The 26,219-nt window shown below is 43.6% G+C and carries 24 protein-coding genes; 19 read left to right on the forward strand and 5 right to left on the reverse strand.

All coding sequences use genetic code 11. The features are described from left to right. Window positions 1-10 precede the first annotated feature (10 nt). From NSQ99_RS06865 to NSQ99_RS06890, 6 genes are all read left to right on the forward strand, one after another. The gene (locus tag NSQ99_RS06865) at window positions 11-325 is read left to right on the forward strand and encodes a hypothetical protein (RefSeq protein ID WP_251669766.1); all 315 of its coding nucleotides are present in this window, start codon (window positions 11-13) and stop codon (window positions 323-325) included. Then, entirely contained in the window at window positions 325-1,341 is a 1,017-nt protein-coding gene (gene uvsE / locus NSQ99_RS06870; protein ID WP_340835875.1) for a UV DNA damage repair endonuclease UvsE, read from the forward strand. The genes NSQ99_RS06865 and uvsE overlap by 1 nt, the downstream gene beginning before the upstream one ends. 241 nt (window positions 1,342-1,582) lie before the next feature. Beyond that, window positions 1,583-2,443 (forward strand): inositol monophosphatase family protein, encoded by an 861-nt coding sequence (locus tag NSQ99_RS06875; RefSeq protein ID WP_340835876.1) that lies wholly within the window; start codon window positions 1,583-1,585, stop codon window positions 2,441-2,443. A gap of 31 nt (window positions 2,444-2,474) precedes the next feature. Then, complete coding sequence (locus NSQ99_RS06880; RefSeq protein ID WP_251669760.1) at window positions 2,475-3,755, forward strand: methyl-accepting chemotaxis protein; 1,281 nt, start codon at window positions 2,475-2,477, stop codon at window positions 3,753-3,755. A 580-nt stretch (window positions 3,756-4,335) separates the two neighbouring features. Further along, entirely contained in the window at window positions 4,336-5,628 is a 1,293-nt protein-coding gene (gene ltrA, locus NSQ99_RS06885; protein ID WP_340835877.1) for a group II intron reverse transcriptase/maturase, read from the forward strand. 352 nt (window positions 5,629-5,980) lie between these two features. Further along, entirely contained in the window at window positions 5,981-6,496 is a 516-nt protein-coding gene (locus tag NSQ99_RS06890; RefSeq protein ID WP_340835878.1) for a methylated-DNA--[protein]-cysteine S-methyltransferase, read from the forward strand. A 140-nt stretch (window positions 6,497-6,636) separates the two neighbouring features. Here NSQ99_RS06890 and NSQ99_RS06895 read toward each other — a convergent pair whose 3' ends face one another. From NSQ99_RS06895 to NSQ99_RS06905, 3 genes are all read right to left on the reverse strand, one after another. Then, on the reverse strand, window positions 6,637-7,917 hold the full coding sequence (locus NSQ99_RS06895) for a class II aldolase/adducin family protein (RefSeq protein ID WP_340835879.1): 1,281 nt from the start codon (window positions 7,915-7,917) through the stop codon (window positions 6,637-6,639). A 91-nt stretch (window positions 7,918-8,008) separates the two neighbouring features. Then, the gene (locus tag NSQ99_RS06900) at window positions 8,009-9,319 is read right to left on the reverse strand and encodes a glutamate-1-semialdehyde 2,1-aminomutase (protein ID WP_340835880.1); all 1,311 of its coding nucleotides are present in this window, start codon (window positions 9,317-9,319) and stop codon (window positions 8,009-8,011) included. Window positions 9,320-9,459: 140 nt separating this feature from the next. Then, window positions 9,460-10,509 (reverse strand): LCP family protein, encoded by a 1,050-nt coding sequence (locus NSQ99_RS06905; RefSeq protein WP_340835881.1) that lies wholly within the window; start codon window positions 10,507-10,509, stop codon window positions 9,460-9,462. Window positions 10,510-10,846: 337 nt separating this feature from the next. On the opposite strand from NSQ99_RS06905, the gene NSQ99_RS06910 reads away from it, so the two are divergent. The 13 genes from NSQ99_RS06910 (at window position 10,847) to NSQ99_RS06970 (ending at window position 25,070) form a co-directional block, all read left to right on the forward strand. Next, complete coding sequence (locus tag NSQ99_RS06910; RefSeq protein ID WP_340835882.1) at window positions 10,847-11,911, forward strand: ABC transporter ATP-binding protein; 1,065 nt, start codon at window positions 10,847-10,849, stop codon at window positions 11,909-11,911. Next, a complete protein-coding gene (locus tag NSQ99_RS06915) occupies window positions 11,908-12,702 on the forward strand; it encodes an ABC transporter permease (protein WP_251669753.1) in 795 nt (264 codons plus the stop codon). The genes NSQ99_RS06910 and NSQ99_RS06915 overlap by 4 nt, the downstream gene beginning before the upstream one ends. Before the next feature lie 5 nt (window positions 12,703-12,707). Next, complete coding sequence (locus tag NSQ99_RS06920; RefSeq protein ID WP_251669752.1) at window positions 12,708-13,499, forward strand: ABC transporter permease; 792 nt, start codon at window positions 12,708-12,710, stop codon at window positions 13,497-13,499. A 299-nt stretch (window positions 13,500-13,798) separates the two neighbouring features. Continuing rightward, entirely contained in the window at window positions 13,799-14,272 is a 474-nt protein-coding gene (bcp, locus tag NSQ99_RS06925; RefSeq protein ID WP_340835883.1) for a thioredoxin-dependent thiol peroxidase, read from the forward strand. 205 nt (window positions 14,273-14,477) lie between these two features. Then, a complete protein-coding gene (locus NSQ99_RS06930; protein ID WP_340835884.1) occupies window positions 14,478-15,608 on the forward strand; it encodes a polysaccharide deacetylase family protein in 1,131 nt (376 codons plus the stop codon). A 170-nt stretch (window positions 15,609-15,778) separates the two neighbouring features. Continuing rightward, entirely contained in the window at window positions 15,779-16,810 is a 1,032-nt protein-coding gene (locus NSQ99_RS06935; protein ID WP_340835885.1) for an AAA family ATPase, read from the forward strand. Beyond that, window positions 16,807-18,375, forward strand: a complete 1,569-nt coding sequence (locus NSQ99_RS06940) for a DUF58 domain-containing protein (RefSeq protein WP_340835886.1) — start codon at window positions 16,807-16,809, stop codon at window positions 18,373-18,375. The genes NSQ99_RS06935 and NSQ99_RS06940 overlap by 4 nt, the downstream gene beginning before the upstream one ends. After that, entirely contained in the window at window positions 18,359-20,839 is a 2,481-nt protein-coding gene (locus tag NSQ99_RS06945) for a transglutaminase-like domain-containing protein (protein ID WP_340835887.1), read from the forward strand. Before NSQ99_RS06940 ends, NSQ99_RS06945 begins: the two co-directional genes overlap by 17 nt. Before the next feature lie 202 nt (window positions 20,840-21,041). Next, window positions 21,042-22,580, forward strand: a complete 1,539-nt coding sequence (guaA, locus tag NSQ99_RS06950; RefSeq protein ID WP_340835888.1) for a glutamine-hydrolyzing GMP synthase — start codon at window positions 21,042-21,044, stop codon at window positions 22,578-22,580. A 278-nt stretch (window positions 22,581-22,858) separates the two neighbouring features. Continuing rightward, window positions 22,859-23,386, forward strand: a complete 528-nt coding sequence (locus tag NSQ99_RS06955; protein WP_340835889.1) for a hypothetical protein — start codon at window positions 22,859-22,861, stop codon at window positions 23,384-23,386. Between the two features lie 26 nt (window positions 23,387-23,412). Then, the gene (locus NSQ99_RS06960) at window positions 23,413-23,835 is read left to right on the forward strand and encodes a hypothetical protein (RefSeq protein WP_340835890.1); all 423 of its coding nucleotides are present in this window, start codon (window positions 23,413-23,415) and stop codon (window positions 23,833-23,835) included. Further along, window positions 23,816-24,598 (forward strand): hypothetical protein, encoded by a 783-nt coding sequence (locus NSQ99_RS06965; RefSeq protein WP_340835891.1) that lies wholly within the window; start codon window positions 23,816-23,818, stop codon window positions 24,596-24,598. The genes NSQ99_RS06960 and NSQ99_RS06965 overlap by 20 nt, the downstream gene beginning before the upstream one ends. A gap of 196 nt (window positions 24,599-24,794) precedes the next feature. Next, window positions 24,795-25,070 (forward strand): DUF2277 domain-containing protein, encoded by a 276-nt coding sequence (locus NSQ99_RS06970; protein ID WP_340838747.1) that lies wholly within the window; start codon window positions 24,795-24,797, stop codon window positions 25,068-25,070. A 203-nt stretch (window positions 25,071-25,273) separates the two neighbouring features. Here the strand turns inward: NSQ99_RS06970 and NSQ99_RS06975 are convergent, their stop codons facing one another. Together NSQ99_RS06975 and NSQ99_RS06980 are read right to left on the reverse strand one after the other, a co-directional pair. Beyond that, complete coding sequence (locus NSQ99_RS06975) at window positions 25,274-25,663, reverse strand: rhodanese-like domain-containing protein (protein ID WP_340835892.1); 390 nt, start codon at window positions 25,661-25,663, stop codon at window positions 25,274-25,276. Between the two features lie 19 nt (window positions 25,664-25,682). Continuing rightward, window positions 25,683-26,102, reverse strand: a complete 420-nt coding sequence (locus NSQ99_RS06980; RefSeq protein ID WP_340835893.1) for a MarR family winged helix-turn-helix transcriptional regulator — start codon at window positions 26,100-26,102, stop codon at window positions 25,683-25,685. Window positions 26,103-26,219 lie beyond the last annotated feature (117 nt).

Raw genomic sequence — 26,219 nt, forward strand, 5'->3', positions numbered from 1 at the left:
AGGGATATGAATGGGATTTCAAACAGAATTTAATTCAGTATGTAAATTCAAATCAGATCAGGAATTATATGAATTGTTGGAGTACGGAAAGGGTAAGATGGTGAAGAAGGGCTTTCGAGTCTATCCAACCGGACAAAAGGTTATAGCATATACCCCCTCCAATCAAGCAATTGCTATTGTTCGTGTATTAGCTTCTATCGCTGAAATTAACTTTCAAGGTGAAGAAGTGACTCAGGTTGAGATGGAGCTCGTTCGCAAATTAACAGAAGAAGAGGCACGTGTACAAACTGCGCTTGCCGAGGAGATGTTTTTTGGAGAACAGTAATGACAAGAGTTAGATTTGGCTTTGTTGCATTAAGCTTAGAGCTAAAGGAATCATCACCGTCCAAAACGATGACCTATGCTAGCTTTTCCAAGCTTGCAGACCGTGAGGCAGCGCTTGGGCGTTTAGAGCAAATCGCAAATACGAACTTGCACAATACGCTGCGCCTGCTTAAGCATTGCTATGGCAATGACATTATGGTATACCGCTTTTCCTCTAAGCTAATTCCACTTGCTACCCATGCAGCGCTCGAGGACTGGGTCCCCTACGACAAGCTTGCTGAGCCGTTTCAAGCGATCGGTCAGTTTGTGAAGGATAAAGGAATGCGTGTTTCCCTTCACCCCGACCATTTTTGTGTATTCAGCACGCCACGTGAAGAGGTGCTCATGAGCTCTATACGAGATATGGAGTACCATGTCGCCATGCTTGAGGCAATGGGGCTAGATGAGAAAAGCAAATGCAACATCCACATGGGTGGCGCGTACGGTGATAAGGAGACGGCAGGGAAACGGTTCATACAGCAATTTAGTGAGCTGCCCGCAAGGATTAGACATAGAGTTACGCTGGAAAATGACGATAAAACATTCAATGTAGCTGAAACTCTTGCGGCTGCAGAGGCTGTCGGCGTACCAATGGTACTAGATATCCATCATCACTGGGTCAATCCAGGTTCGATAACGGAGGATGAGCTTATCCATTACTACTGGCCGCGTATCGTTGCTACGTGGACACGCGAGTGTGAGAGGCTTAATGTTACGCTTGATGAGCTGCCAGTAAAAATTCACTCGTCCAGTCCGAAAAGCTTAAGCGATCCGCGTGGTCATGCCGATTATGTTGAGGTAGATCCGCTGCTTCATTTTTTACAGCAGGCCAAGCAGCATGCATCGGCTATCGATTGCATGCTAGAGGCGAAGGCTAAAGATGCTGCTCTATTTCAGCTAATGGATGAGATGAAAGCGAAAGCTCAGCAGCATGAGCATATGGTCGTGTTAAATAATGGAGCGATTGAGTTGAGCTAAAAAAGTAGAAGAAGTGAACCAGCATAAAGCTATTATGCTGGTTCACGTTTATATGTACTTTTTTGTAAACGTTTTAATAAAGAGGAATTATTTTAGTAATTCTATGAAACAATGTTTGAGTGTTATCGAATTTTGTACTAATATGGAAGTAGACAGACAGCTATGTAGAAATACTTGAAGGCATTAATAGCTATAGCATAGAGTCAATAGATAGTAATCATCAATGAAAGGGTGATCATATATGAACGAGAAACAATTGCCCTCCGTTGTAGGCAGCAAAAGCTTTACAGCTGTAGCCATTAACAGTGCTGCTAAGGCAGGAGAATGGGTGAAAACGAAGCTTGGCACTGCACTGAAGCTGAATCAAAAGGTTTCTGCATCTGATTTGGTTACAGAAATCGACAAAGGCTCAGAACGATTGATTCGCAATTTAATTAGTACACATTTCCCACAGCATGCTTTTCTCGGAGAAGAAGGCGTTGAGCCAGGCGCAGAGGCATCCTCCAAGGCGATTGCTAGTGCGAAGGATGCAGAGTACTTATGGATTGTTGACCCAATTGACGGAACAACCAACTACATCCATGGCTTTCCGTACTATTGTATATCGATCGCCCTTGCTCATAAAGGTGAAGTTATCGTTGGCGTGATCTACGATCCAAGCTCTGATGAATTGTTTGTTGCGGAGAAAGGGAAAGGTGCTTACGTACATGGTAAACGTCTTGCCGTTTCCCAGGAGCAGACGCTCCAAGAGAGCTTGATCGCTTCCGGGTTCCCACCTGATCAGAGCTATGCCCTACCGCTTAATTTGCATGCGATTGCCGAGCTTGCACCACAGGTACGCAATATACGTGCAGCTGGATCTGCAGCTCTTCATCTTGCTTATGTCGCTGCAGGACGATTAACAGGCTTTTTTGAATATAACTTGAATAGCTGGGATTTGGCAGCTGGCTCACTTATTATTCAAGAAGCAGGTGGCACAGTAACCGATCGCCATGGTCAGCCTTATCACCTTGAAGCACGAGATGTTGTAGCCTCGAATGGACATATCCATCAACCATTACTGCAGCAGCTGCAAAGCTCTTTTGAAAACTATAATAAGTAATAGAGACTCTTAATAATAAAGGAGCGAATTTATGTTTATTCGTAAAAGTATCGTCAGAAAAATGGTACTTGGAATTACGATCGTATCCGCGATTACATATGCGACAAGTGCGTTTGTACTTCTTATTCTTGGTCAGCTAGATTTATTCTCTAGTATACCAACATGGCTATTCGTAGTAGGAACATTAGCAGTAGGTGTTTTTTGGACAGGCTTGTTCGGTTATGTTGCATCACGTTGGATGCTTAAGCCATTAGTTGCTGTTACCGATACGGTTACTGAAGCAGCGAAAGGGAACTTGAATGTTGCTGCGATCGAGGTTCGTTCACGTGACGAAATGTATCAACTTGCAGAGGCTGTTAATAAAATGACAGAGCAGCTGCGTACGATCGTTACTAGCATAAAAGCGAATTCCTCGCTCACTGACCGACATGTGCAAGAGCTGCAAGGAGCTGTTAGTCAAACTGCGGCACAGCTAGAGGGGCTAACTATTCAATCAGAGCAAATTACATCCGGTACCTCGATGCAGGCAAGCTCGACGAATCTGCTTCACACTGCAGCAGACGAGCTATATCAATCTGCATTAAATATGCAGGAAGAGGCAAGCGTTGCAAAGCAGCGCACGGAGCATATGAATGCGGCTGCTACACAAAGTGAAGAGGTATTCCATTCACTAGTTGAAGGGATGCGTCATTTAGAGCAATTGAATCGTGGCTCACTGGAAACGATTCAGCAGCTTAGTGAGCTTGCTGAACAAATTGGAAATATATCGAGTGTCGTTGGCGGTATCGCTGAGCAAACTCACCTGCTTGCACTGAATGCAGCGATTGAGGCAGCACGTGCAGGAGAAGAGGGAAGAGGCTTCGTCGTCGTTGCACAGGAAGTCAAGACGCTTGCAGATAGCAGTGGTCATGCGGTTGATGAAATTCGCCAGCTCATTGAGCAGGTGCAGCATGGAGTATCTGCAGCAGTTCAGTCGATAACGAAGCAATATGAGCTATCGAGTCAGGAAGCTGAAAATGGCGAACAGTTCGCTAAAGCCTTCCAAGAAGTAAAAGAGGAAGCAGAAAGTGTGTCTGCTACCGTTGAAAAAATGGCTCAGCTGCTTGAAATTCAAGCAAAGCAAGTTAGAGAATCACGTGAGCAAACAAGTAAGGTTGCTCAGGTTGCGCAAAACATCCGTGAAGGTGCGGAAAGCGTTCATGATACGTCTCAGCAGCAAGCTGCGATCATGGAGGAAATTGCGGCATCGACGGACGAGCTACGCATGAAGTCAACAGAATTATTAGAGAAGGCCTCATACTTTAGAACATAGGACTAGACGGGACTTGCTGCAAGCAGCTTGTCCCATTTTTCTGTTTAGGCGTGCCCAGAGGCACGCATTATCTAGTTGGTGAAAGTCCAACCGAAGGAGGGGCCAAGCCACCTTTGTAGCTAGGGTACCTGCGTATGGCGAAATCTGTACGTAGAAGCGTATCGACGAAAGTACCTGTCAGAGATAGGGCGAGCAACATACCAGGCTGTAACATAAAGTGAATCCTGCCGCGTCGTTAAAAAGGCCTTGCAAAAGGGAAAAGGGGAAGCCGAGTCTCGCTAAATTAGACGAAGGCCAAGGAAGCTGCACAAGAACTTGGAACAACAGTGAAGAATCCTCCGGCGTATGGGGAGCTGCATGGTATGAAAGATAATGCAGTGAACTGGGGAGACCCTCCCCTGCACAGAAAAAAAAAAAAAAAAAACTGTAAAGAGATACTCTATAAGCCCAAAAAGCGAAATGAGTCATCTGCAGGAAGGGAGTCCGAGGGGCTCATAGTACCTAAGAATCTCAGGACAACATAACCTGTGGGAGGAAAGGAGCCCTGCTTTGTTCAAGCTATTTAAGGAGGTACGAGTGAGTGAATGCCAAAAGGCTAACAACACCAAAGGAAAAAGTTCAACAACTCCAAGAAAAGCTAGGTCATGCAGCCAAGGAGAACAAAAAGCGTAAATTCCACGCTTTGTATGACAAAATCTATGCATGGAATACATTGGGGGAAGCTTGGAACCGAGTACGGGCAAACAAAGGAGCAGCTGGAGTCGATGGTGAAACATTGGCGAATATCGAAAAGATAGGCGTCGAGGCGTTTCTACATGACTGTCAAAAGCAACTAGAACAAGGGAATTACCATCCCGAGCCTGTAAGACGGCAATACATTCCGAAGAAGGATGGGAAGCAACGTCCGCTAGGTATTCCAACCGTGCGAGATCGAGTCATACAAATGGCAACAAAACTCATGATTGAGCCCATATTTGAAACTGACTTTCAAGAATCCTCTTATGGTTTTCGACCGAAGCGCAGTGCTAAGCAAGCGCTAGATCGTATACGAAAGGCATGCAACCGTAAAGGTAACTGGGTGATCGACGTCGACATCCAAGGCTACTTTGACAACATTAATCAAGAGAAACTGATGAAGTTGGTGGAAATGCGAATCAATGACAGACGAGTTCTGAAACTCATTCGCAAATGGTTGCAAGCTGGTGTAATGGAGGAAGGACAAGTCCGACGTTCAGATTTAGGCACACCTCAAGGTGGAGTCATTAGCCCGCTATTGGCGAATATCTATCTGAATTATTTCGATGTGATATGGGAACGACATGGTAAAGCATTAGGTGAACTTACGAGGTACGCAGATGATTTTGTCGTCGTGTGCAAAACCAAGAAAGATGCCGACCATGCGTTTAAGTTGATTAGAGCCATTATGGAACGATTAGAACTAACGCTGCACCCTACAAAAACTCGAATCATCGGTCTATGGACAGGGGAAGAAGGTTTTGATTTTCTCGGTATGCACCATCGAAAAACGAAGGCAGAAACGTCAACGGGTAAAATATACTATACTACTCAACAATGGCTGACAACGAAAGCAGAAGAACGGATACGGGAAGTGGTCAAAGAAAGATTAGCGCCCCCACGTATGCGTGTCATCTCCTTCGCAGACCATGTGAAATGGTTAAACCCAAAGATTCAAGGATGGCGTAATTATTATTACACTTCCTACAGTCAGTTAAAACTAGCTAAGCTAGATTGGTATATTTTACAACGATTCACAAGATGGTACGCCAAGAAGAGACAGCGAAGAAGATGGATGAGCTCATTTCATGAAGTAAAGTTTATAGCCAAGCAAGTTGGATTAAAAACACTATTGTAATCTGCATGCGCATGAAAGAAGAACATCGGAAAGCCGTATGAGGGAAAACTTCACGTACGGTTTGATGAGGAGAGACTGAAATAAAATTCAGCCTTTTACTCTAGAGGAAGTTCAATAAGCACTGGTTTGATGACGAGGTTACGAGTTTGTAGTAAACTCGGCGTCGAATATTGAAAGCTAGCGAAGATTATGCTTCCGATGCATATTTTCTGCAAAAACATTGTAGTTGCTCACGTACCAAAACCGTACGCTGCGATACTCGTTTTCTACTAGCGTCTAATCTTCTTGGTCCTGAAGCCTGAGCTTATTGAACCTTTAATTTAATAAAATTAGAGATTGGAGGAATAATTGCTTGAAGGTATATTGGAGCACATTAGATGTTAATGAGGTTAATTATATCGTTGCAGCGACAGATCAAGGACTATGCTACATCGATGTAAATGATGATGTCGAAGAGCTAGAACGTTGGTGCAGCAAGCATATTGAGCAAGCGGAATTGATTAAAAACGATGCGGAGCTTCAGGGCTATATTGAGCAGCTGTTGCAATACTGGAGTGGCGAACGGAGCTCCTTTGATTGTCCACTAGATTTACGTGGAACGACATTTCAGCAGCGAGTATGGGATGCACTGAAAACTATTCCGTATGGCAAGACGGTAAGCTATCTAGACATTGCAGTTTCCGTTGGAAATCGTGCTGCTGTCCGAGCAGTAGGCGGCGCCATCGGTAAAAATCCTGTCATGATCGTAGTCCCCTGCCATCGCGTCATCGGATCCAACGGCAAGCTGACAGGCTTTAGTGCTGGGGGAATTGGAATGAAAGAGAAGCTGCTAAGCCATGAGCAAGCTTGTTCGGAAGCAGCTCATTAACGTAGTTAATAGACAGAGGCTAGCGAGTAAACAGTGAATGGTCCAGTTGAAGCATTATTAATGATATAAGCTCCTATGTTAAGCGCCGATAGCTAGTATTCCATACTGAATACATGCTTATCGGCGCTATCTATTTCATATTATTTTAGCTTAAAGGCTATGTCGATTTCCTCGATACGCGCAGGCTCCATATGAATAATGTTACCTAGCGCTTTAGCAGAAATAACGGCCATCGCACTGTATTCGGCAACCTCCAAACGATCGAAGGTGCTTAGCAGACTAGTGCCCGTTACGATGGCACAGCAATTTTGACCGATTACGATCGGGGTTTGCGGCGTCAGCAGCTGAGCAACCTCATTTTCCTTCGTGTACAGATCATCATGCGGTACCTTAGGAATATCACGCAGCAGGATGTAGCTTTCGGGAATCATGCGCGAATCGAATACCTCACCTGTAATGGCAAACGCCATAATGTTCGGTGGGTGCGCCAATATAATGGAGCGTATATGAGGCTGAGCCTCATAAATAGCTGTCTGCAGCTTAATAGAGCGGCTAGGCACTTTTCCTGCTTCTCGCTTGCCGTCCTTAATACGGACGAGATCTTCAGGCTGCAAATATTTACGGTCCATATCGAATGGCGTCGTAAGGATAGAGCCATCAGATAAGCGCTGTGAGAAGGTTCCCTGCGTGCTCGTAAACAGCTGCTGCTCATAGGAGCGATGTATAAGCTTGCACATCTCACGGCGAGCCTCACGCTCTTCACTGCTAATCACTGACGGTACGAACTCCTCAAGCTCTGGTTCATGGGCAACGATGTCGACCTTCGTAATAAGCTCGACTGGCGTACCGATGCGTCTAGCATTAATCTCTAGACGTGCACAATACTCTAATGTCTCAAAGCGCTGGAATGCCTCGAACATCGTTTCGCCGCCTACGACGACACCATGATTCTCAAGCATGACCGTATTAATGCCGGTGGAGAAGACCTGTGCGATATTGTTTCCAAGCTCCATACTGCCCGGCAGTCCATAAGGTGCCATGCCAACTGTGCCACACACTCGGTAATCATGAGGCAGCATAGCAACGTTTGGGATTTGCCTCACAATACTGAATGCAATAAGTGCAGGAGGATGTGCATGAAGGACTGCTTTAAGATCTGGTCGCTGCTCGTAGATAAGCTTATGGAATGGAAACTCACTTGATGGACGATGCTTTCCAACAATTGTGCCGTCAGCCTTTACACATACGATATCTTGACGTGTCAGCTCTCCCTTGTCTACGCCGGCAGGTGTAATCCACATATCGCCGTTCTCATCAACGATCGATAGATTTCCACCGGAGGTCGTTGTCATGCCATACCTGTATATTCGTTCCATCATCATGACAATTTGATCTGAAGGATGTAAATATTGAATATTCATAAAGCACCTCCTTATATGTAGTCTAATGTTAGTTGTATTCAAATGCTTTAGTTTATTCAGTTAACCGCAATACAATACAGACCTGCTTCTACTATAGTTTCGACATAACCTCGTGTGCCGCTTCAATCGTTTGATCAATATCTGCTTCAGTATGCTCTGTCGTTAAGAACCATGCCTCATACTTCGAAGGTGCAAGGTTGATGCCGCGCTCGAGCATGCCTTTAAAGAATCGTCCAAACATTTCACCGTCGGTATCAAGTGCCTGATCGTAGTTTGTCACCTCATGATTACAGAAGTGTGTCGATAACGAGCCGCGGATCTGATTAACGGTTAATGCGATATCAGACTGCTTGGCTGCATCGAGCAAACCTTGCTTAAGCTTAGTCGCTAATTGATCCATTCGCTCATAGATGCCTGGAGTTTGCAGCACCTCTAAGCATGCGATACCTGCAGAAATAGATGCAGGGTTGCCTGCCATCGTTCCTGCTTGATAAGCAGGGCCCAGCGGTGCAACCTTCTCCATAATATCCTTGCGTCCGCCATAAGCACCGATTGGAAGACCACCGCCAATGATTTTCCCAAGAGCGGTAAGATCCGGCTCGATTGCTTGATGGTCAGGGAAAGCAGCATACGTTTGAGATGAGCCGTAATGGAAGCGGAATGCACTAATGACCTCATCGTAGATAACTAGTGCTCCTGCTGCTCTAGATAGAGAGCATATTGCCTCTAAGTAGCCTGTGTGAGGCATAACCATTCCGAAGTTACCAACAATCGGCTCAATCATAACCGCGGCAGTTTCATCTCCCCAGCGCTCCAAAGCTTCCTTCAAAGCAGGAATGTCGTTGTAAGGAACGGTAATGACCTCATGTGCGATGCTGGTAGGGATACCAGCACTGTCAGGGATGCCCAGTGTAGATGGACCGGAGCCAGCAGCGACAAGCACGAGATCAGAATGACCATGGTAGCATCCTGCAAATTTAATTATTTTGTTTCTTCCGGTATATGCGCGTGCTACACGTATGGTCGTCATTACGGCTTCGGTTCCCGAGTTTACAAAACGGACCTTGTCCATCGAAGGAATCGCAGACTTGAGCATTTTAGCAAGATGGATTTCAAGCTCTGTCGGTGTACCGTAAAGCGTACCATTAGTTGCAGCTTTAATAATCGCTTCAGTAATGTGAGGATGAGCATGTCCAGTAATGATCGGACCATAGGCTGCTAAGTAGTCAATATATTTGTTGCCGTCGACATCATAGAAGTAAGCGCCTTGTGCGCGCTCCATAAAGACGGGTGCACCGCCCCCGACAGCCTTATATGAACGCGAAGGAGAATTGACTCCTCCGACGATATGCTGCAGAGCCTCCTCATAAAGCTGCTCTGAGCGTTTTCTTTCGTTTAACATAAATATTCTCCTTTTACATAAGGGATTGGCTCTGTCCAACAACGATAAAAGCAGGAGCGATTGATCGCTCCTGCTTTGCGTGTAATGATAGAGCATCACTGCTCTTTAGTTTAACATATTCTAAGCCGAGTTTGTTAATGTCAGTTCGTGCTGCCTGCACTATCTGCCCCATCGGCTTGTGCATCAGCGTCGCTAAGTGCAGCATCTGGATCATTGGTTGGATCAGGCTTTGGTGTTAGCACCTCTTGGACATAGCCTTGAATGTCTTCCTTGCTTGAGTAGCCCAATACAGAAGCACCACCAACTGACGTTTCACGAAGTAGATCAAACGGTGGGATCTGTGCACTATCTCCAATTTTCAAGCCAAGACCAAGCTGTCCAAGCTTCAACATATCATTCACACTAATATTAGTATCGATATAAGGCGAGACACTATTGATAATTTCCTTCATGCGAATAATATTCCAAGTCGATTGCATCTCTTTTGCAACGGTCATGAGGAAGTTGCGCTGACGCTCTGTGCGCGTATAATCACTCATCGCATCATGACGGAAACGGACATACTGTAGCGCCTTGTCTCCATCAAGCAGCTGGTAGCCCTCTTTTAGATCGATATCATAGCGGTTTTTGTCGGCATTATCGGTATATTTCATATTTTTTTCTACCGTATAATATACGCCGCCAATCGCATCGACTAGTGCTTTGAAGCCTTCGAAATCGGTATACAGATAGTATTGAATCTCTAGATCAAGCAAGTCTCCTATGGTTTGCATCGCAAGTGGAGCCCCGCCAAGCGTAATCGCTGTATTGATTCGCCCTTTACCGTAGCCTTCTATATCCGTGTACGTATCACGAAGAATACTGAACAAATTGGCTTGCTTCGTAACAGGATCGATGGATGCGACGATCATCGAGTCAGAGCGAGCCATCTCATTTTCCTCTGCTTCTCGAGCGTCACCGCCTAATAGTAAAATGTTCACTCGCTCTTTGCCTTCCCATTTTGGTACTTCGACTTCAATGGTCGGATTTTCTGGATTAATTAAGGAATCCTTTTTATCCTTCTGTAGTCCGTTCAGTTCACTGAAAACACCTGATCCCCAATATACTGCTGCTCCAACAATAAGTGCTACGACGATAAGAATAATTGTTAATAACCACTTTGATTTGCGTTTTTTTGACCGAGTACGCATCGCGTGTTTGGTCCCCTTTCAATATCTGTGTATAATGTCATGCGTATCATAGACAACCTCATCGCTACTTTTATGGTAAACTAGTTCATGGTCATATTACAGAATCACCACTAAGTTTGCCTATAGGTTGTTCAAAAAGTCTACTCTTGATCAAAGCAACGCCGAGTGCTTTGTCATCGCCAAAATTTTGAACCTGAACAACATTTACATTTAGCTAGAAGTTTTTGTATGATTACATATCATCAAATTATAATGGCAGTAGACAAGTTGTTGCAAGTTTTTCGTATTACCATAATATTTCCCAGGAAATGTCGATGAAAGGAGCTATCATTGTCATATGCTAGCAATAGATGTTAAAGACCTGCGTAAGCAGTTTAAGGTGCAGAAGAACAGAGCGGGTCTGTCTGGTGCATTCAAGGATTTATTTAAGCGTGAATATACACATGTCACAGCAGTTAATGATATTACGTTCCAAATCCCGCAGGGCGAAATATGCGGATATATTGGTGAGAACGGAGCCGGGAAATCAACGACTATTAAAATGCTGACAGGCATACTCGTTCCGACCTCAGGAGAGCTTAACGTTAATGGCTATGTGCCTCATCGAGATCGTGAGAAGTTTGTAAAAGGAATTGGTGTCGTATTTGGTCAGCGTTCTCAGCTATGGTGGGATATCGGAGTGATAGAGTCCTTCCAGCTGCTGCGCAAGGTATATGATGTGCCATTAAACGACTTTAATCGGCGCTTAGATCAATTGGTCGAACGACTGCATCTCGGAGAATTGTTGAATCGTCCGGTACGCAAGCTAAGTCTTGGGCAACGGATGAGATGTGAGCTTGTCGCATCGCTGCTGCATAATCCAGCTATTGTATTTCTCGATGAGCCGACGATTGGACTCGATATTGTCGTAAAAACAGAAATTCGTGACTTTCTATTAGAGATGAATCGGCAAGAAGGAACAACGATTTTGCTAACGACGCATGATCTTCAGGATATCGAAGCGCTATGCTCTCGTGTCATTATGCTTGATGACGGCTCGATCATTTATGATGGAGGACTGGAGGAGCTGAAAACGACGTGGAGTAAAGGACGCGAAATTCAGTTCCAGTTCGGTGAGGCAATGTCGATTAGCAGACTACAGCAGCTTACGAGCACGATGAAAGTAGCTTGGACAAGAGAGAATGAGTTTACTGCAACATTATTCGTACCGCACGAGGTTAATTTTTCTGAAGCAATGGGACTTGTTGTAGGCGGAGCGCAAATTCGTGATATTAAAATATTTGAGACGAACACAGATGATATCGTACGTGGAATTTATCAGACAGGCTCAGCAGAGGTGAAGGATAGCGAGGACAATACACAGGCGGAGCACGTCCAAGAGAAGGAGACTGTGCTGTCATGATGTCTGCTTATCTTGATTTTATTCGCATGCGATTTTTAATGATGCTTGCTTATCGCGTAAATTATTATAGTGGAATAATTATTTATGCCATTAATATTGGTGCGTATTATTTTTTGTGGAAGGCTATCTACGGCTCGCAGGAGACGCTGGCAGGGTTCTCTATCGATCAGATGACGACCTATCTAGCGATTTCTTGGATGGCAAGAGCCTTTTACTTTAACAATCTCGATCGCGATATTGCCAATGAAATTCGTGATGGCAGCGTAGCGATTCAAATGATTCGTCCATACAACTATCTGATCGTCAAATTAATGCAAGGCTTTGGAGAAGGACTATTCCGTTTTTTATTATTTATGATTCCAGGCTTAGCTATCGTCTGCTTCATATTCCCTGTCGATCTACCGACAGATCCAGTCGTATGGTTAACGTATCTTGCGATGCTCGTATTTAGCTTCCTTATTAATTCACAGCTTAATATTATGACTGGGCTGTTTGCTTTCTTTGTCGAGAACAATGAAGGGCTTATGCGTATGAAGCGAGTTATGGTTGATTTGTTTTCAGGTGTAATTATACCGATTGCTTTCTTTCCAGGCTGGCTATCCTCGGTGATGAACTGGCTTCCGTTTCAAGCCATCACTTATTTGCCAAGCTCAATTTTTACTGGACGTACACCACTGGCTGAAGCAGGCTCTGTATTTATTATTCAGCTTGTTTGGCTTGTTGTTCTGCTTATTCCGATTGTGGTCATGTGGCGGGCAGCTAGACAACGTCTGTTTGTGCAGGGGGGTTAATCGACATGCGATATATGAAGCTAATGCTTGAGTACTTAAAAAACTATGTCAAAAGTCGGATGACCTATCGTGCTGATTTTTGGATCGAGGTAATTTCTGATCTGCTTCAGCAGGGGATGAACCTCATATTTATACTTATCGTTTTCCAACACACACCGCTCTTAGGCGGCTGGACGCAATCTGAGGTAATCTTCGTCTATGGCTTCTTTATGGTACCGTTTGGCGTATTCAATACATTTTTCAACATATGGAATTTTGGAGAGCGTTACATTGTGAAGGGTGAGATGGATCGTGTGCTAACAAGACCAGCGCACAGTTTATATCAGGTGCTGCTGGAAAACATGGATCCGCCGTCCTTGTTCGGCTCAATTGTCGGGATGATCGTCATGGCTGTTTGCTGGCTAGAGATGGGACTGACGCTGCAAGCTATCGATATTGTCGTATTTATTGTGCTTGTGTTAGGCGCAGTGTTTATCTACGGTGGTATCTATACGGCTCTAAGTGCGCTGTCGTTCTATTCAGATTCACCAACAGGCATTGTACCGCTCATGTATAACATTCAAAACTATGGTCGCTATCCGGTAAATATATACAACAAGCTAATTCGCTTTGTATTGACATGGATATTGCCATTCGCCTTTGTTGGCATTATTCCAGCCTCTTATTTTCTCGAACCGAAGGAAGATGATATCTCTAAGCTAGCACTGCTAACACCAGTCGTCGGCTTAGTTGTTCTTGGCATTGGCCTGTTCATATGGAATCGTGGCGTGAAACGCTACCGTGGAGCGGGCTCTTAAACGCCAGGCTGAATTCAAGATTCGAGTTAAGATTCGACGTCGAATAACTACAATGAGTTGCAAAGTGATCAAAGAGGGACTTATTGAACTACCTCTTCAATAATCGTTCAAAAAGTTCATCTTTCAGCACCAAGAAGGTTGACCGATAGTAGAAAACGAGGAGCGCAGCGTACGCTTTTAGTACGTGAGCACTGAAGTTTTCGCTAGCGTTCAAGATTCGACGTCGAAATAACTACAGTGAGTTACAACGTGATCAAAGAGGGACTTTTAGAACTGCCTCTAAAAGGAGGGTACTTACAATGATGTTACAAATCGGAAAACAAGCACCACAATTTCGTCTCCCTGCGTCTGATGGTACCATCTGGTCGCTGAAGGAGCAGCGTGGTAAAAAGGTTGTTATTTTCTTTTATCCTAAAAATATGACACCTGCCTGCACGCAGGAAGCTTGTGATCTGCGTGATCGCTATGCAGAGCTGCAGCAGCTCGGTGTTGAGGTTGTTGGCATCAGCATGGACACCGAGAAGTCACATCGTAATTTTATTGAGAAGAAGGAGCTTCCGTATCTACTGCTGTCAGATACGAATCATAAAGTGTGCGAGAAGTATGGAGTGTGGCAGCTGAAAAAGCTATATGGACGCGAATATATGGGTATCGTTCGCTCTACGTTTCTAATTGATGAAAAGGGCAAGCTAATCGAGCAATGGCTAAAGGTTAAGGTGAAAGGCCATGCCGATGCTGTGCTTGAAGCAGTTAAGATGCACAGCAAACAATAGAGGGACGACTGATCTAAAAATGTAAATGTGGCCTACACGCGTATAAAGTAATAAAGAAACGAGCATTAGAGATGTGGCTGTAAGCGGCTGATCTCTAATGCTCGTTTTTCTTTTCGTGATATTTCTGTAAATACGAATTATAAGACATGCGTCCTACATGTATTTCATATATTGAAGGAAGTGTTCAATACAGGAGGCGTTGTCGTTGAGCAAGTTGAGCAAAGGTTGGAGAAAATGGGTGTTACTAGCTGCGATAGCATTAGTTATGGCTTCATCGCTATGGACGATAGGCGAGCTATACTCCCTTGTGCCAGCCAATCACATGCTGGTGCAGGAAGCTACAGGTATAGCACTAGCATCTGCAGAAACAGACAGCCGTTTACAATACTCACAAGAACGTAACAAGCAGCGTCTTGAAGCAACCGATATTCTTCAAGTGAAGCGTGGAGAAAACGTTCAGCGTGACACAATGGGAAAAATATATGACGGTGCCGCTGAACAGCTAGGCTGTCTAAGACAGCTGTCGATGCAGTCCGAGAGCTTTAGCCCAGAGCTTGAAGCATGTAAACCTAGCAGGGATAGGGAAGACTTGACGTCAGAGGCGCCTTCTAAGCAGCCCGATCCAAGCAGCTCCTATGCAGGAAGAGTATATTTAACCTTTGACGATGGACCTAGCAAGCTGACAGCACCAATTCTGGACTTGCTCGCAGATTCAAATATTAAAGCTACTTTTTTTGTACTAGGCGAAAAAACCGCACAATATCCTGAGCTTGCTCAACGCATCGTGAAGGAAGGACATAGCATCGGCAATCATTCGTACAATCATCGCTATCCTGAGCTGTATGAGCATCCAGAACAATTTGTCGATCAAGTTATCGATACAGCCGAGACCATTTACGAGACGACGGGTAAGGTACCCTACTTATTTCGTGCGCCTGGTGGAACGCATGGGAATTTCGACAGCAGCTATTTGAAGGCTGTTGAGGAAGCAGGATATGCGGTGTTCGATTGGAATGTGGATAGCGGAGACTCACGCTCCCGAGATGTGACCGCAGAAGAAATCATCGCCGAGATTAAGAAGGCGACTGTAGCCGAGCGCATGATTGTCCTGTTGCATGACAGTGCTACGCATGCGGAAACAGTAGCTGCCTTACCCGACATTATCGACTATTTTCAATCTCTGAAGTATGAATTTCTCGCGATAACGGAAGAAACAGAGCCTGTTACCTCTCGACTAGCGAAATCTATTAAATGGGATCGAAAGGTTCTGAATGAAAAGCAAGCAAAGCGATTGAAGGAGCAAATGGAGCTGCTGCGAAAGCAAGCATCGAGCTAAATGTTCGGGGCTGTGCAGTTTAGCGTTATATGAGACTTTAGGGCAGTTTAAGGGGCATTCAAGGTGACCTTTAAGCTGCCCTATTTTATATGAATACAGCGGCTCTAGCTGATTAAAAGATTGAGAGAGTGGCGATACTAGAGGTAGAAATGATACTAGGAGGTACAACGATGACTAATTCCTCTAACGCCGCTCCAATGACGGAGCAAGAAGCTGTTTCTATACGTTCGGAGTTTCATTGGGCCCAGCCGCCAAGCGTGCTGCTGCAGCGCATGGAGCAACGGCTCGGACAAATATTATTAGGCAAGCAAGCGACGATTCGCGAAGTAATGGTCGGATTGCTAGCTGGAGGACATCTACTAATCGAAGATGTACCTGGAGTAGGAAAAACGATGCTCGCTACAGCGATTGCTAGATTGCTTGGCGGAAAGTTTCATCGCATTCAATTCACCTCTGATCTTATGCCCGCTGATATTGTTGGCGGAATGGTTGTCGATGCCAGCGGCAGAGGGCTTGTATATCGAGAGGGTCCTATTATGGCTAACGTGGTACTCGCTGATGAATTGAATCGTGCCAGCACGAGAACGCAGTCTGCGTTGCTTGAAGCATTAGAGCATCGTAGTGTCAGTATTGAAGGGACAACCTATGCGCTGCCCCAGCCATTTGTATTTATCGCTACGCAAAATCCGATTCGCTATGAAGGAACGAATCGACTGCTGGAGGCGCAGCTTGATCGCTTTATGATGCAGCTCAGTATCGGCTATCCTAGTCAGCAGTCAGAGCAGGAGCTGCTCGGTCAATTCGCTGCATCAAGACGACCACAGCCTGAGTTGTTGCGTGCACTCATCTCACACGAGGAATGGCAGCAGATGCAGGCCGAGCTGCAGCAGGTATATATCCATCCATCCTTGCTCGCCTACATGACGGAGGTTGCTGCAGAAACAAGGAACAACGAAGAGCTATTGCTAGGACTAAGCCCACGTGCATTGCGTGACTGGCTGCGAGCGGCACAGGCTAGTGCATATATGCAGGATAGAGGCTTTATCGTCCCTGATGACTTACTACAGCTTGGCGTAACGGTGCTCGCACATCGTATTGAGCTCAGGGGCTATCCGACAGCTCATGCCCAGAAGCAGGATATGATGATGAGGTTGCTGCAGCATATTCCGATCTCTAGCCATTTAAAGGGGAGAGTAAGATGAAGGCAGATCAAAAGAAAAAAGTAAGGGCTTCTGAAGCCAAAGTAGTTTCTGTCCGATCGAATGGAGATTTAAGTGCAAGTCAGAATACAGCCAATACGAATGCAGATTGGAGCACAGTTGCTCAATCAATCGATCACGATCATACAAGCAGCATGACAACGAGCAATGAGAGCATAGGTGAGCATGAAGCAATAGCTGCTGGTGACATTGACAACGAGAATGCTAGCACAAGAACTGAGCCAGTTAGCCATGTGATTGAGCTTGAGCCGAGCTACCGTACGCGTTACGGGGCATGGTGCGGTATTATCTTGCTTTGGCTCGCTTCAGCAACAGCTGTGCTGCTGCGTGGTGATGCACCTGAGTGGCTGCTGCTTACGACATTTTCTATGGTGATCATATTCAGCGGAGTCTTTCCTTGGCTTGGAGCATGTAAGCTCAGCTATGAGCGCGATATGTCGGCTTTGATGCTGGAGCAAGGTGAGCTGTTGGTTTCCGTACGCATGAAACGCAGCTTGCCTCTGCCAGGTATATGGTATGCGATTGATGATCAGCTTCATAACACCAGTATGATGCGTGATCATCGACTAAAGCTGCGTGCAGGCTTTATGCCACTATTCCACCGATCAATGTCACTTACCTATCGAATCCAAGATATGGAGAGAGGCAACTATGAAGCTGCCCCTACCATTATTCGCGTCGGAGACTGGTTAGGGCTCACCTGTATAAAAGTTGAGCGCATCCAAAAAGCTCAGCTCATTGTTCTTCCAAGGCTTGAGAAGCCCGAGGAGGAAAGCTATGTTGCGCGTCATACAAGCAGTAGATGGCTGAAGAGGCAGGCAGATAGCAGCTATCGTCCGCCGAGCACAAGCAGCCTGCATCCTCAACAACCTATTACAAGTAAGAACGAGGATGAATTGAGTGCTATGACAAGGCCCTATATGGCCGGTGACAGCTACCGCAGAATTGATCAGCGTGCCGCAGCAAGAGGTAGAGGACTGCATACGCGAATGGCTGAAGATAAAGAAGCGGCACCACGACTTTGCATCGTGCTTGACCAATATGATTTGCCTTATCGCGATGCCCAGCAAGATCAGATGTTTGGCTCATTAATCAGCTGGTGCTTGGCGGACACCGTGGAAGCGGGAGAACGTCAACGAGTCTCTGTGCTGTGCGATAATTGGAGCTTTGATTATACAGATGAGCAGGGTGCCGCTGAGCTTAAATATTTACTTGCTATCACACGTCCAGATGTAACGGCGCATATGAAGGATCGAGTAGCACATATGTCGATGCTGCTGCCGACGGGTGGACATATTGTTGTCTATTCTGGTGCTTGGAAGGATAACGAGGGCTGGCTTGCCCTTGCTGAGGCCGCATTGCTAAAAGGCAGCAGATTAGAGCTGCAGTTTGTAACGACGAATCGAGTGATGACCTATGCAATGCGTGAGCAGCAAAAAATAATGGAGCAGGCAGGTATTCAAATTGTCTGGCGTTATAGCTGCGAAAAGCCGCAGCCGGTCATTGAGATTGAGAAAGGAAGTGAGCGATATGCTTCAGGAGCGTGATTCATTAGAGCCCTCCTTTACCTATCGAGTCATCACGACCTTGCTACTATTTGGTTTGCTGTTGGAGTGGCTTTTGCCCTGGGTAGGTGCAGGGGAATGGAGCAGCCTTCTACACCCACAGGCACTGATATGGATGACGGCTATTATCCTTGCATTCGGTCTATTTAAGCCGAGAATCGCTTATTTCATCTTGATTGGTGTAGTGACAGGGCTCGGAGCAATGTTTCTCATTTATAAAGGGGACGAGCAATCGCTTTATGGATGGGCCATGGAGCTAGGACCGTTACTGGCTGAAAATGTGAAGGATATGCTGCATTACGGCATATGGTCGATGAATGACGAGATCCGTACGATTCTACTATTTACAGGTTGGCTGCTGCTGGCGCCATCACTGCAGTCCATTGTATGGTATTACCAGTTTTCTCTTTCTCTATCAGCTGTGACGCTGCTGTACCTTATTACACTGCATGCATCCTTAGGCATTGATATATGGCAGGGTATGCTGCGAGCAATTGCTGAAGGATTGCTGCTTGTCGCATTCACAACTCTACCGAAGCTTCAGCGCAGGCAGCTAACAACGGCTAGCTGGGGTAAGCAGGTCAGGTATCAATATGTGAGTATTTTTCTGCTTGCCGTTACGATTATCGCTGGAGGGATGGCGATGAGTCATAATAAAGAAAAGCGAAGCGAGCCAGTTGCTTGGTCAAGCCTATTCTCACCGTCCTTTACTGAAGATCTCTCTGTATGGGCGCAGCAGACAAGCGGCCTTCCGCTTAAAAATGTCACAAGCAGCAGCTATCGAGAGGGTGCGGTTGGAATGGCAGGCTACGGTCACGATGAGTCCGTGCTTGGACAGACGCTAAGAACATCGGATGAGGTCGTATTTTTCGGTTGGTCTGCTCAGAGGAGCAATTGGCGCGCTGAGATCAGATCGACCTATACAGGCAAGGGCTGGAGTGACCAGAATGGAGCGGTTGCACTGCATACAATTCCTGAGGAGGCAACGGCAGGTGCGCAGCTTGGTTCAACCAGCAATCGCATTCGCCTGCAGCAAACAATCTCCTATGTTGAGCCTCAGATCGGTATGCCGCTAATGCAATCAGGAACAAAAGGGGTTGTGCTTGAGCTCATCGCAAGCGATCCTGAGCGTAACCTAAGCAATTATATTACTGAGACGGCAACAGGCACGCTGTATTCCCCTATAAAGGATGCTCCGATAAAAAGCTATACGGTGCTGACTGAGCTGCCGATCGTCAATGTAGAGGAACTCAATGACCTTGAAGCACCAGATAAGGAGCTGGCGCAGCGTGCGTGGGAAAGCGATATGCTTCAAGCCTACTTGCAGCTGCCAGAGCAGCTGCCGGAAAGGGTCATTGCTCTTGCGCAGGAGGTATCTGGAGGAGGCTTAACGAGTAGGTATGATCAAGTAATGGCAATCCAGCAATATCTCGAGGAAAACTATACATACAGCTTAAAAAGCTCGCTTCCGCAAGAGGATCAAGATTTCGTAGATCATTTCTTGTTTGAGCAGCAGAAGGGCTATTGTGTTCATTTTGCTACAGCTATGGTCGTTATGTTAAGGTCACAGGATATTCCAGCTCGATATGTGAAAGGCTATCAGATGGGAGAAGCAGTTGGAGAGAGAACGCTAGATAGCGGTGTTGTTCAGACGCAGTATAAAGTGAGCGCAAAGGATGCTCATGCGTGGGTAGAAGTGTATTTCCCTAACGTTGGCTGGGTAGCATTTGATCCAACACCAGGCGCTGAGGAAGATGAAGCTGCAACGGCAGGTATTGCCTCTCAGCTTGGACAGCTAGGTGACCGCATCTGGACAGAGCTATATCGCATCGGCTCCAGCATTACACCGATGCAGTGGCAGCTAATAGGCGCAGCTGCGGCTGGTCTTACATTGATCAGCCTAGTTATTCGCTTGGCATGGCAGCCAATGAGGCAGCAATGGTTAATTCGTCGATATCGACGAGGCTACCAGTTGCTGGGCAGCTATGAGCAGCTGTTAGCACTTCCAATCAGCTACCCATCGCGTAATAAGAAGCGGTTAAGCATGCAACAGCAGGCTCGAGCGGAGCTGCCTAAGCTGCAAAGTCGACTGCAGCATACGATGGAGCTGCTCATCACCCGTCAGATTAGATCCTTAGAACGAGGGATTAGTGATGATTTGGCACATTTAACATGGAGACAGCGACTCGAGTCGCTTTATGATAGTGTGGATGGCGAAGCGCAAAAGCAAGCACTGAAGCAGCTAATCTCTCAGCTTGAAAGGTTTTACTACAGCAAGCAGATGACTCCTCCTGAGCCAGCAGAGCTTGTCCACATGTTTCAAGGGCTAAGTGGTAAAAGCGGTAAGGGTCGTAAATCTAGCATTCGTTCGAAGGTCGATACGGATCAAGTATTGCCTCTTGGCAACGAGCAATATGAGTCTGATACGGCAGTGGCAGTGAGATAAAATTTCTTCGATTTAACCAATGGTTGAAATTAATGTATAAATCAGAAAATTCAAGGAATGTCGTGTTATACGTCGATGTTTTGACATATAACACGACCTTTTTATGTAGTTCGCGACGTTTTTGTGGAGAACGGTCGAAGTTGCTTGACTACGTGGAATCGAAATAGCTATAATTATCACATTAATTATGGGAGGCTCGGTCATGACGAAGCAAAACGAAATCATCGTTGTTCTCGATTTTGGAGGACAATACAACCAATTGATTGCAAGACGTATTCGTGATTTGGGAGTATATAGTGAGCTATTGCCTTACAATACTTCTGTTGAAAAGATTCGCGAAATTAATCCAAAGGGTATCGTATTTTCTGGAGGTCCTGCAAGTGTATACGAAGAAAATTCTCCACTTGTTGATCCAGCGATTTACGATTTGAATATTCCAATTTTAGGTATCTGCTACGGAATGCAAATGATGTCTCATCAGCTAAGCGGCAAGGTTGAGCGTGCCGGCAAGCGTGAGTATGGTAAAGCAGACGTTACCTTTATCGATAATTGCACACTTACATCAGGTCTTGAGTGCTCACAAACGGTATGGATGAGCCATAGCGACCTTGTTATTGAGCCACCTTCTGGCTTTAGAGTAGATGCAAGCACAGAGCATGCGCCGATCGCTGCGATGAGTGATGAAGCACGTCGCTTCTACGCTGTACAATTCCACCCAGAGGTCCGTCACTCCTTGAAGGGGAATGAGATGATCCGTAATTTCCTATATAACGTATGTGAGTGCGAAGGAAATTGGACAATGGAAAGCTTTATCGAGGATACGATTGCTGACATTCGTAAACAAGTTGGAAACGAAAAAGTTCTATGCGCACTTTCTGGTGGTGTAGATTCTTCTGTTGTTGCGATCTTGCTTCATAAAGCAATCGGTGATCAATTGACTTGTATGTTTATCGACCACGGTCTATTGCGTAAAGGCGAAGCTGAAAGCGTAATGGAAACCTTTGTTGGTAAATTTGATATGAAGGTTGTTAAAATCGATGCTCAAGAACGTTTCCTAGGTAAACTAGCTGGCGTTGATGATCCTGAGCAAAAACGTAAAATCATCGGTAACGAATTTATCTATGTATTCCAAGAGGAATCTGCAAAATTCGACGATTTCAAATTCTTGGCACAAGGTACACTTTACACAGATATCGTAGAAAGTGGTACTGCAACTGCCCAAACAATCAAATCTCACCACAACGTAGGTGGATTGCCTGAAGATATTAAATTCGAGCTTGTAGAGCCGTTAAAAGCTCTATTCAAGGACGAGGTTCGTAAGGTTGGGGAAGAGTGCGGCTTACCTGCTGAAATCGTATGGCGTCAGCCGTTCCCAGGTCCAGGTCTAGCGATCCGTGTACTTGGCGAAGTAACAGAGGACAAGCTGAAAATCGTTCGTGACTCTGATTATATTCTACGTGAAGAAATTGCAAAAGCAGGTCTTGATCGTGAGATCTGGCAATACTTCACGGCGCTGCCGAACATGAAGTCTGTAGGCGTAATGGGCGATGCTCGTACGTACTCCTACACGGTAGGTATTCGTGCAGTAACATCCATTGACGGTATGACAGCAGACTGGGCACGTATCCCTTGGGACGTGCTAGAAAAAATCTCTGTTCGTATCGTAAATGAAGTAGATAACGTTAACCGTATTGTGTATGACATTACTTCTAAACCACCTGCAACGATTGAGTGGGAGTAGGCACACAGTATAGACAGATAAGCTCATTCATTTGTTTTTTAACAACATGAATGAGCTTAAAAGTGTTTTACTAAGTATTATTGTTCAACATCCATCTATGCAAAATGGAATACCTGTAAATATTGGATTCATTTTGGATTTAATGGTAATATATTGATTGATCAATTGATTCAGTAAATCATTAATGATTTTCTGAAATTTTAATGTAGATCGTTTAACATTTCCTTGCCTAAGTCATAATATATAACAGAAAGAACAAAAGAAGGAGGGATATAGCGATGAATAAGTATGTTACGTCTTTTGTACAAAATGAAAGTCAATTATTACGAAATGAGTACAGAAGTTTAGAAAAGCAATATTTCGAGTTGAAAAATTCTACATTAAAATTGTACGAGAGTTTGAAAGAAAAAGAGGATAATACATGTCTAGAAGACCTAGTAAATGATATTGCTATCAATAATGATCCGCTCGAAAATACTTACTTCATTCAATATACTAATGATAAGAAAAAATTAATCGAAGAGAAATTTTCAAATGTAAGAATGTTAGATGAGAGTAAGATTCAACAACTACTTGGAATAAAAAAATCTAGATTAAACAGAAATCTAGAGAATTTAACTCCTGAAACTATTGGTACAGTAATGAACTTACTTTCTGAATTTTATGACAGTGTATATAGAGACTTCGAAAGAAATACTAATAAGGTAAGGGACTTTAAGAAAGAAAATCATTACAAAAATAACATTAACCATTTTGAATTTATTTCTAGTGATGGTAAAAAAAGAAAGTATAGCTATATTTATTAAGGATTCTTTAGGAGGTTAGGTATTAAGTGAGTATAATAATCAATGATATATTAGTTCCGATGTTATCATATTCATGCCTAAATAATGAGAAATTGCAAGAAGGAGCTAGATTAAGAATAGAGATTGAAACTCAAATTTCGAAAAATAAAAATAAAGAAAATTTGAAACTCGTTGAAGTGGATTTCTCAATTATGATTCAAGAACTTTCTGACAATAAAGAAGAATTTTTTGATGATGAAGATGATGAGAATATTTGTGGAGAATTTAATTCAAAGTACAGGGTTTTTATTGAGACTTCAAAAGAGGATGATGTCGAAATTCGAGAAGAAGTGTTAAGACAACTAGTTCCTTATATACAAAAAGGGGTATTTGATTTCTCTGTACAGGTTGGTATTCCGAATATGAAATTACCTTACGATTTGTGGAAATATGAGAATAAATCCAATTAAAAACTTTAAGCATCTACGTTTTGGTAATAATAAGATAGATAGTTACAAAAGAATTAAATCATCCCCCCCTTTTTGTTATATTGTTAAATACGAAGAATACTCACCAGCTTTGCTAGAAGGTATAATTAAATTTCTGCAAGTTTTTAACTTCAATTTCAGTGTTACCGAAAAATACTTTAAGGATGAGTTAAATTCTTATATTGAAGAAGCAGAAATTTATGCAAATGTTACTATTCCCAGTTCGTTGAAAAGTTTATTATCATGCAGCATTTATAATGAGTATAAAAAAGGAACGATAAGATTTGGTGTTTTTCGAGGTGACCTTGTAGAGTATCTAGTGGTTTTATTAGAGAAAAATAAGATATCTAAAATTTATCATGAACCAAAAATTCGTCATAAAAATAAGGAACTAATTAAGAAGAAATTTATCGGGAAAAATTGCCTGGTTGATGTTGTTAAGGTACAAAGTAAAGGTCAATTGATTAAATTTATAGAATGTAAAGCTCAACTTGATACACATATAAAATCACTTCGTAAGAGTAACAGTACTTTTCAAAAAAAAATAAATTACATGAATCACATTGATAAGATAATTAGAACTTATACATACGATAACAATAACTTTACTAAAACTGAAAAAATATTTGCGACCATTTCAGACCCTAAAAGAGCGTTGCCATCCCAATTCTCAGATTTTAAGGTAATAAATTTATTAAATCTATTAGAAGATAAAATTGATAATGGAAAATTTCGCTTATATTAATATGCTCAGATAGCAATTAGTGGTATGATTGACATTACTTCTAAACCACCTGCGACGATTGAGTGGGAATAACATATAACACAAAAAAACTTGGAGAGCCTGCTTTAGTACAGGATTCTCCAAGTTTTTTTGTAGTTCTGGCTAAGGCTAGTACAACGTAGTAAAATAAATAAAAAAAGGTTAATAGGAGATAATGATGTGCCGAAATATTAAGACGCTATTCAACTTTGAACCATCTGCTACTAACGAAGAAATTGAGGCAGCCGCTCTCCAGTACGTGAGAAAGATAACGGGTTTTAACAAGCCGTCAAAGGCAAATGAAGAAGCTTTTAATCGTGCCGTTTATGAAATTCAGCTTATATCCCAAAATTTATTGGATGCGCTAGAGACTAAAGCGGAGCCTCGAAATCGCGAGGTTGAAATTGAACGCGCCCGAGCTAGATCAGCAAAAAGGTTTGGGATCAATGAATAAGATGAATTGATTCGTAATTTTACAGAATCGTGTATGATGTGGCTTCTAAGTAACCTGCTACTACTATTCTTGAGTGAAACTAAATCACTTAGTCAACTGCAACGATTGGTCTAAAAAAGCTCTCTTTTACTTGTGAATAGCACAAATAGAAGAGAGCCTTTGTATATAGAAGCTGATTCAAAAACGAACCTTACTCGTGAAAATCAACATCCACAATCAAAATTGTCTTCACCTAGTGAAGCATCTGTCACTGGAAAGTTCATTTCTTTCCAAGCAGCAATTCCTCCAGATAGCTCCTTCACTGTATAGCCATGTTCAATTAAGAAAATGGCTGCTTTGGCAGCAGTATTACACCATACATCCCAGCAGTAAACAACAATTTCCTTTTCTTTTGGTATTTCATGTAATCGATTGGATAGCTCTTGTTGTGGGATAATCACAGCATCCTTAATAGTTAAACTTCTAACGTGACTAGGACCATTTCTAACATCGATCAATAAGTATTTATCCGGATTCAATTGCGTCGCTCTCATATAATCCATAGGGCTAAATGTAGCTTCTAAACGTGCGTTAAAATAATCAAGTGCGTTCATCGAAATATTGCCTCCCGTTTCAAAGTGAACTCCAAATTCTAACCAGAAATTCCTTCAACAATTGTTTTTCGTGGTCATTTAATGGAGCTAAAACTCCTAATTCAATTGTATTTAAAAATTCCCAACGTGAATCCACTACCTCATTTCCTTTAGATGTAATCAAAAGGCTATAGGATCTTCTATCATTAGGATTCTTTGTTCTCTCCACAAAACCTAAAGCTTCTAAATGGTCGATATGACTTACCATTGTTGTCCGATCAATTTGTAGGTTTTCAGATATATCTTTCTGTGATGAGTAAGGGTTTCCTTTTACAAATAAAAGAACACCGTATTGTCTAGCATTAATGTCATACATTGCAAGACCTTCTGCAAATTTTATTTCCATTTGCTGAAGAACCTTTCCAAGTAAAAAACCATATGATTGATTCCAAGGCTCCAACTTTTTTGCTCACCTCCACAATTAATCAGTTTCTTATATAATCAGTATAACTGATTAATTTGAAATTTCAAGTTTTTTCTAATTAAAATTTTTGAAGCTGTTAAAGTAGTTTCATGT

Source organism: Paenibacillus sp. FSL W7-1287 (assembly GCF_038004245.1).
GTDB classification, from domain to species: Bacteria; Bacillota; Bacilli; order Paenibacillales; family Paenibacillaceae; genus Pristimantibacillus; species Pristimantibacillus camelliae.

Excerpts from the sequence above, each read along its gene's own strand:
- NSQ99_RS06970 (WP_340838747.1), top strand. The coding sequence starts at position 24,795 with ATGTGCCGAAATATTAAGACGCTATTCAACTTTGAACCATCTGCTACT.
- NSQ99_RS06865 (WP_251669766.1), top strand. The coding sequence starts at position 11 with ATGGGATTTCAAACAGAATTTAATTCAGTATGTAAATTCAAATCAGAT.
- NSQ99_RS06880 (WP_251669760.1), top strand. The coding sequence starts at position 2,475 with ATGTTTATTCGTAAAAGTATCGTCAGAAAAATGGTACTTGGAATTACG.
- NSQ99_RS06955 (WP_340835889.1), top strand. The coding sequence starts at position 22,859 with ATGAATAAGTATGTTACGTCTTTTGTACAAAATGAAAGTCAATTATTA.
- NSQ99_RS06975 (WP_340835892.1), bottom strand. The coding sequence starts at position 25,663 with ATGAACGCACTTGATTATTTTAACGCACGTTTAGAAGCTACATTTAGC.
- NSQ99_RS06940 (WP_340835886.1), top strand. The coding sequence starts at position 16,807 with ATGAAGGCAGATCAAAAGAAAAAAGTAAGGGCTTCTGAAGCCAAAGTA.
- NSQ99_RS06905 (WP_340835881.1), bottom strand. The coding sequence starts at position 10,509 with ATGCGTACTCGGTCAAAAAAACGCAAATCAAAGTGGTTATTAACAATT.
- NSQ99_RS06875 (WP_340835876.1), top strand. The coding sequence starts at position 1,583 with ATGAACGAGAAACAATTGCCCTCCGTTGTAGGCAGCAAAAGCTTTACA.
- uvsE (WP_340835875.1), top strand. The coding sequence starts at position 325 with ATGACAAGAGTTAGATTTGGCTTTGTTGCATTAAGCTTAGAGCTAAAG.
- NSQ99_RS06895 (WP_340835879.1), bottom strand. The coding sequence starts at position 7,917 with ATGAATATTCAATATTTACATCCTTCAGATCAAATTGTCATGATGATG.
- NSQ99_RS06910 (WP_340835882.1), top strand. The coding sequence starts at position 10,847 with ATGCTAGCAATAGATGTTAAAGACCTGCGTAAGCAGTTTAAGGTGCAG.
- NSQ99_RS06935 (WP_340835885.1), top strand. The coding sequence starts at position 15,779 with ATGACTAATTCCTCTAACGCCGCTCCAATGACGGAGCAAGAAGCTGTT.
- NSQ99_RS06915 (WP_251669753.1), top strand. The coding sequence starts at position 11,908 with ATGATGTCTGCTTATCTTGATTTTATTCGCATGCGATTTTTAATGATG.
- bcp (WP_340835883.1), top strand. The coding sequence starts at position 13,799 with ATGATGTTACAAATCGGAAAACAAGCACCACAATTTCGTCTCCCTGCG.
- NSQ99_RS06945 (WP_340835887.1), top strand. The coding sequence starts at position 18,359 with ATGCTTCAGGAGCGTGATTCATTAGAGCCCTCCTTTACCTATCGAGTC.
- NSQ99_RS06900 (WP_340835880.1), bottom strand. The coding sequence starts at position 9,319 with ATGTTAAACGAAAGAAAACGCTCAGAGCAGCTTTATGAGGAGGCTCTG.
- NSQ99_RS06965 (WP_340835891.1), top strand. The coding sequence starts at position 23,816 with ATGAGAATAAATCCAATTAAAAACTTTAAGCATCTACGTTTTGGTAAT.
- NSQ99_RS06920 (WP_251669752.1), top strand. The coding sequence starts at position 12,708 with ATGCGATATATGAAGCTAATGCTTGAGTACTTAAAAAACTATGTCAAA.
- guaA (WP_340835888.1), top strand. The coding sequence starts at position 21,042 with ATGACGAAGCAAAACGAAATCATCGTTGTTCTCGATTTTGGAGGACAA.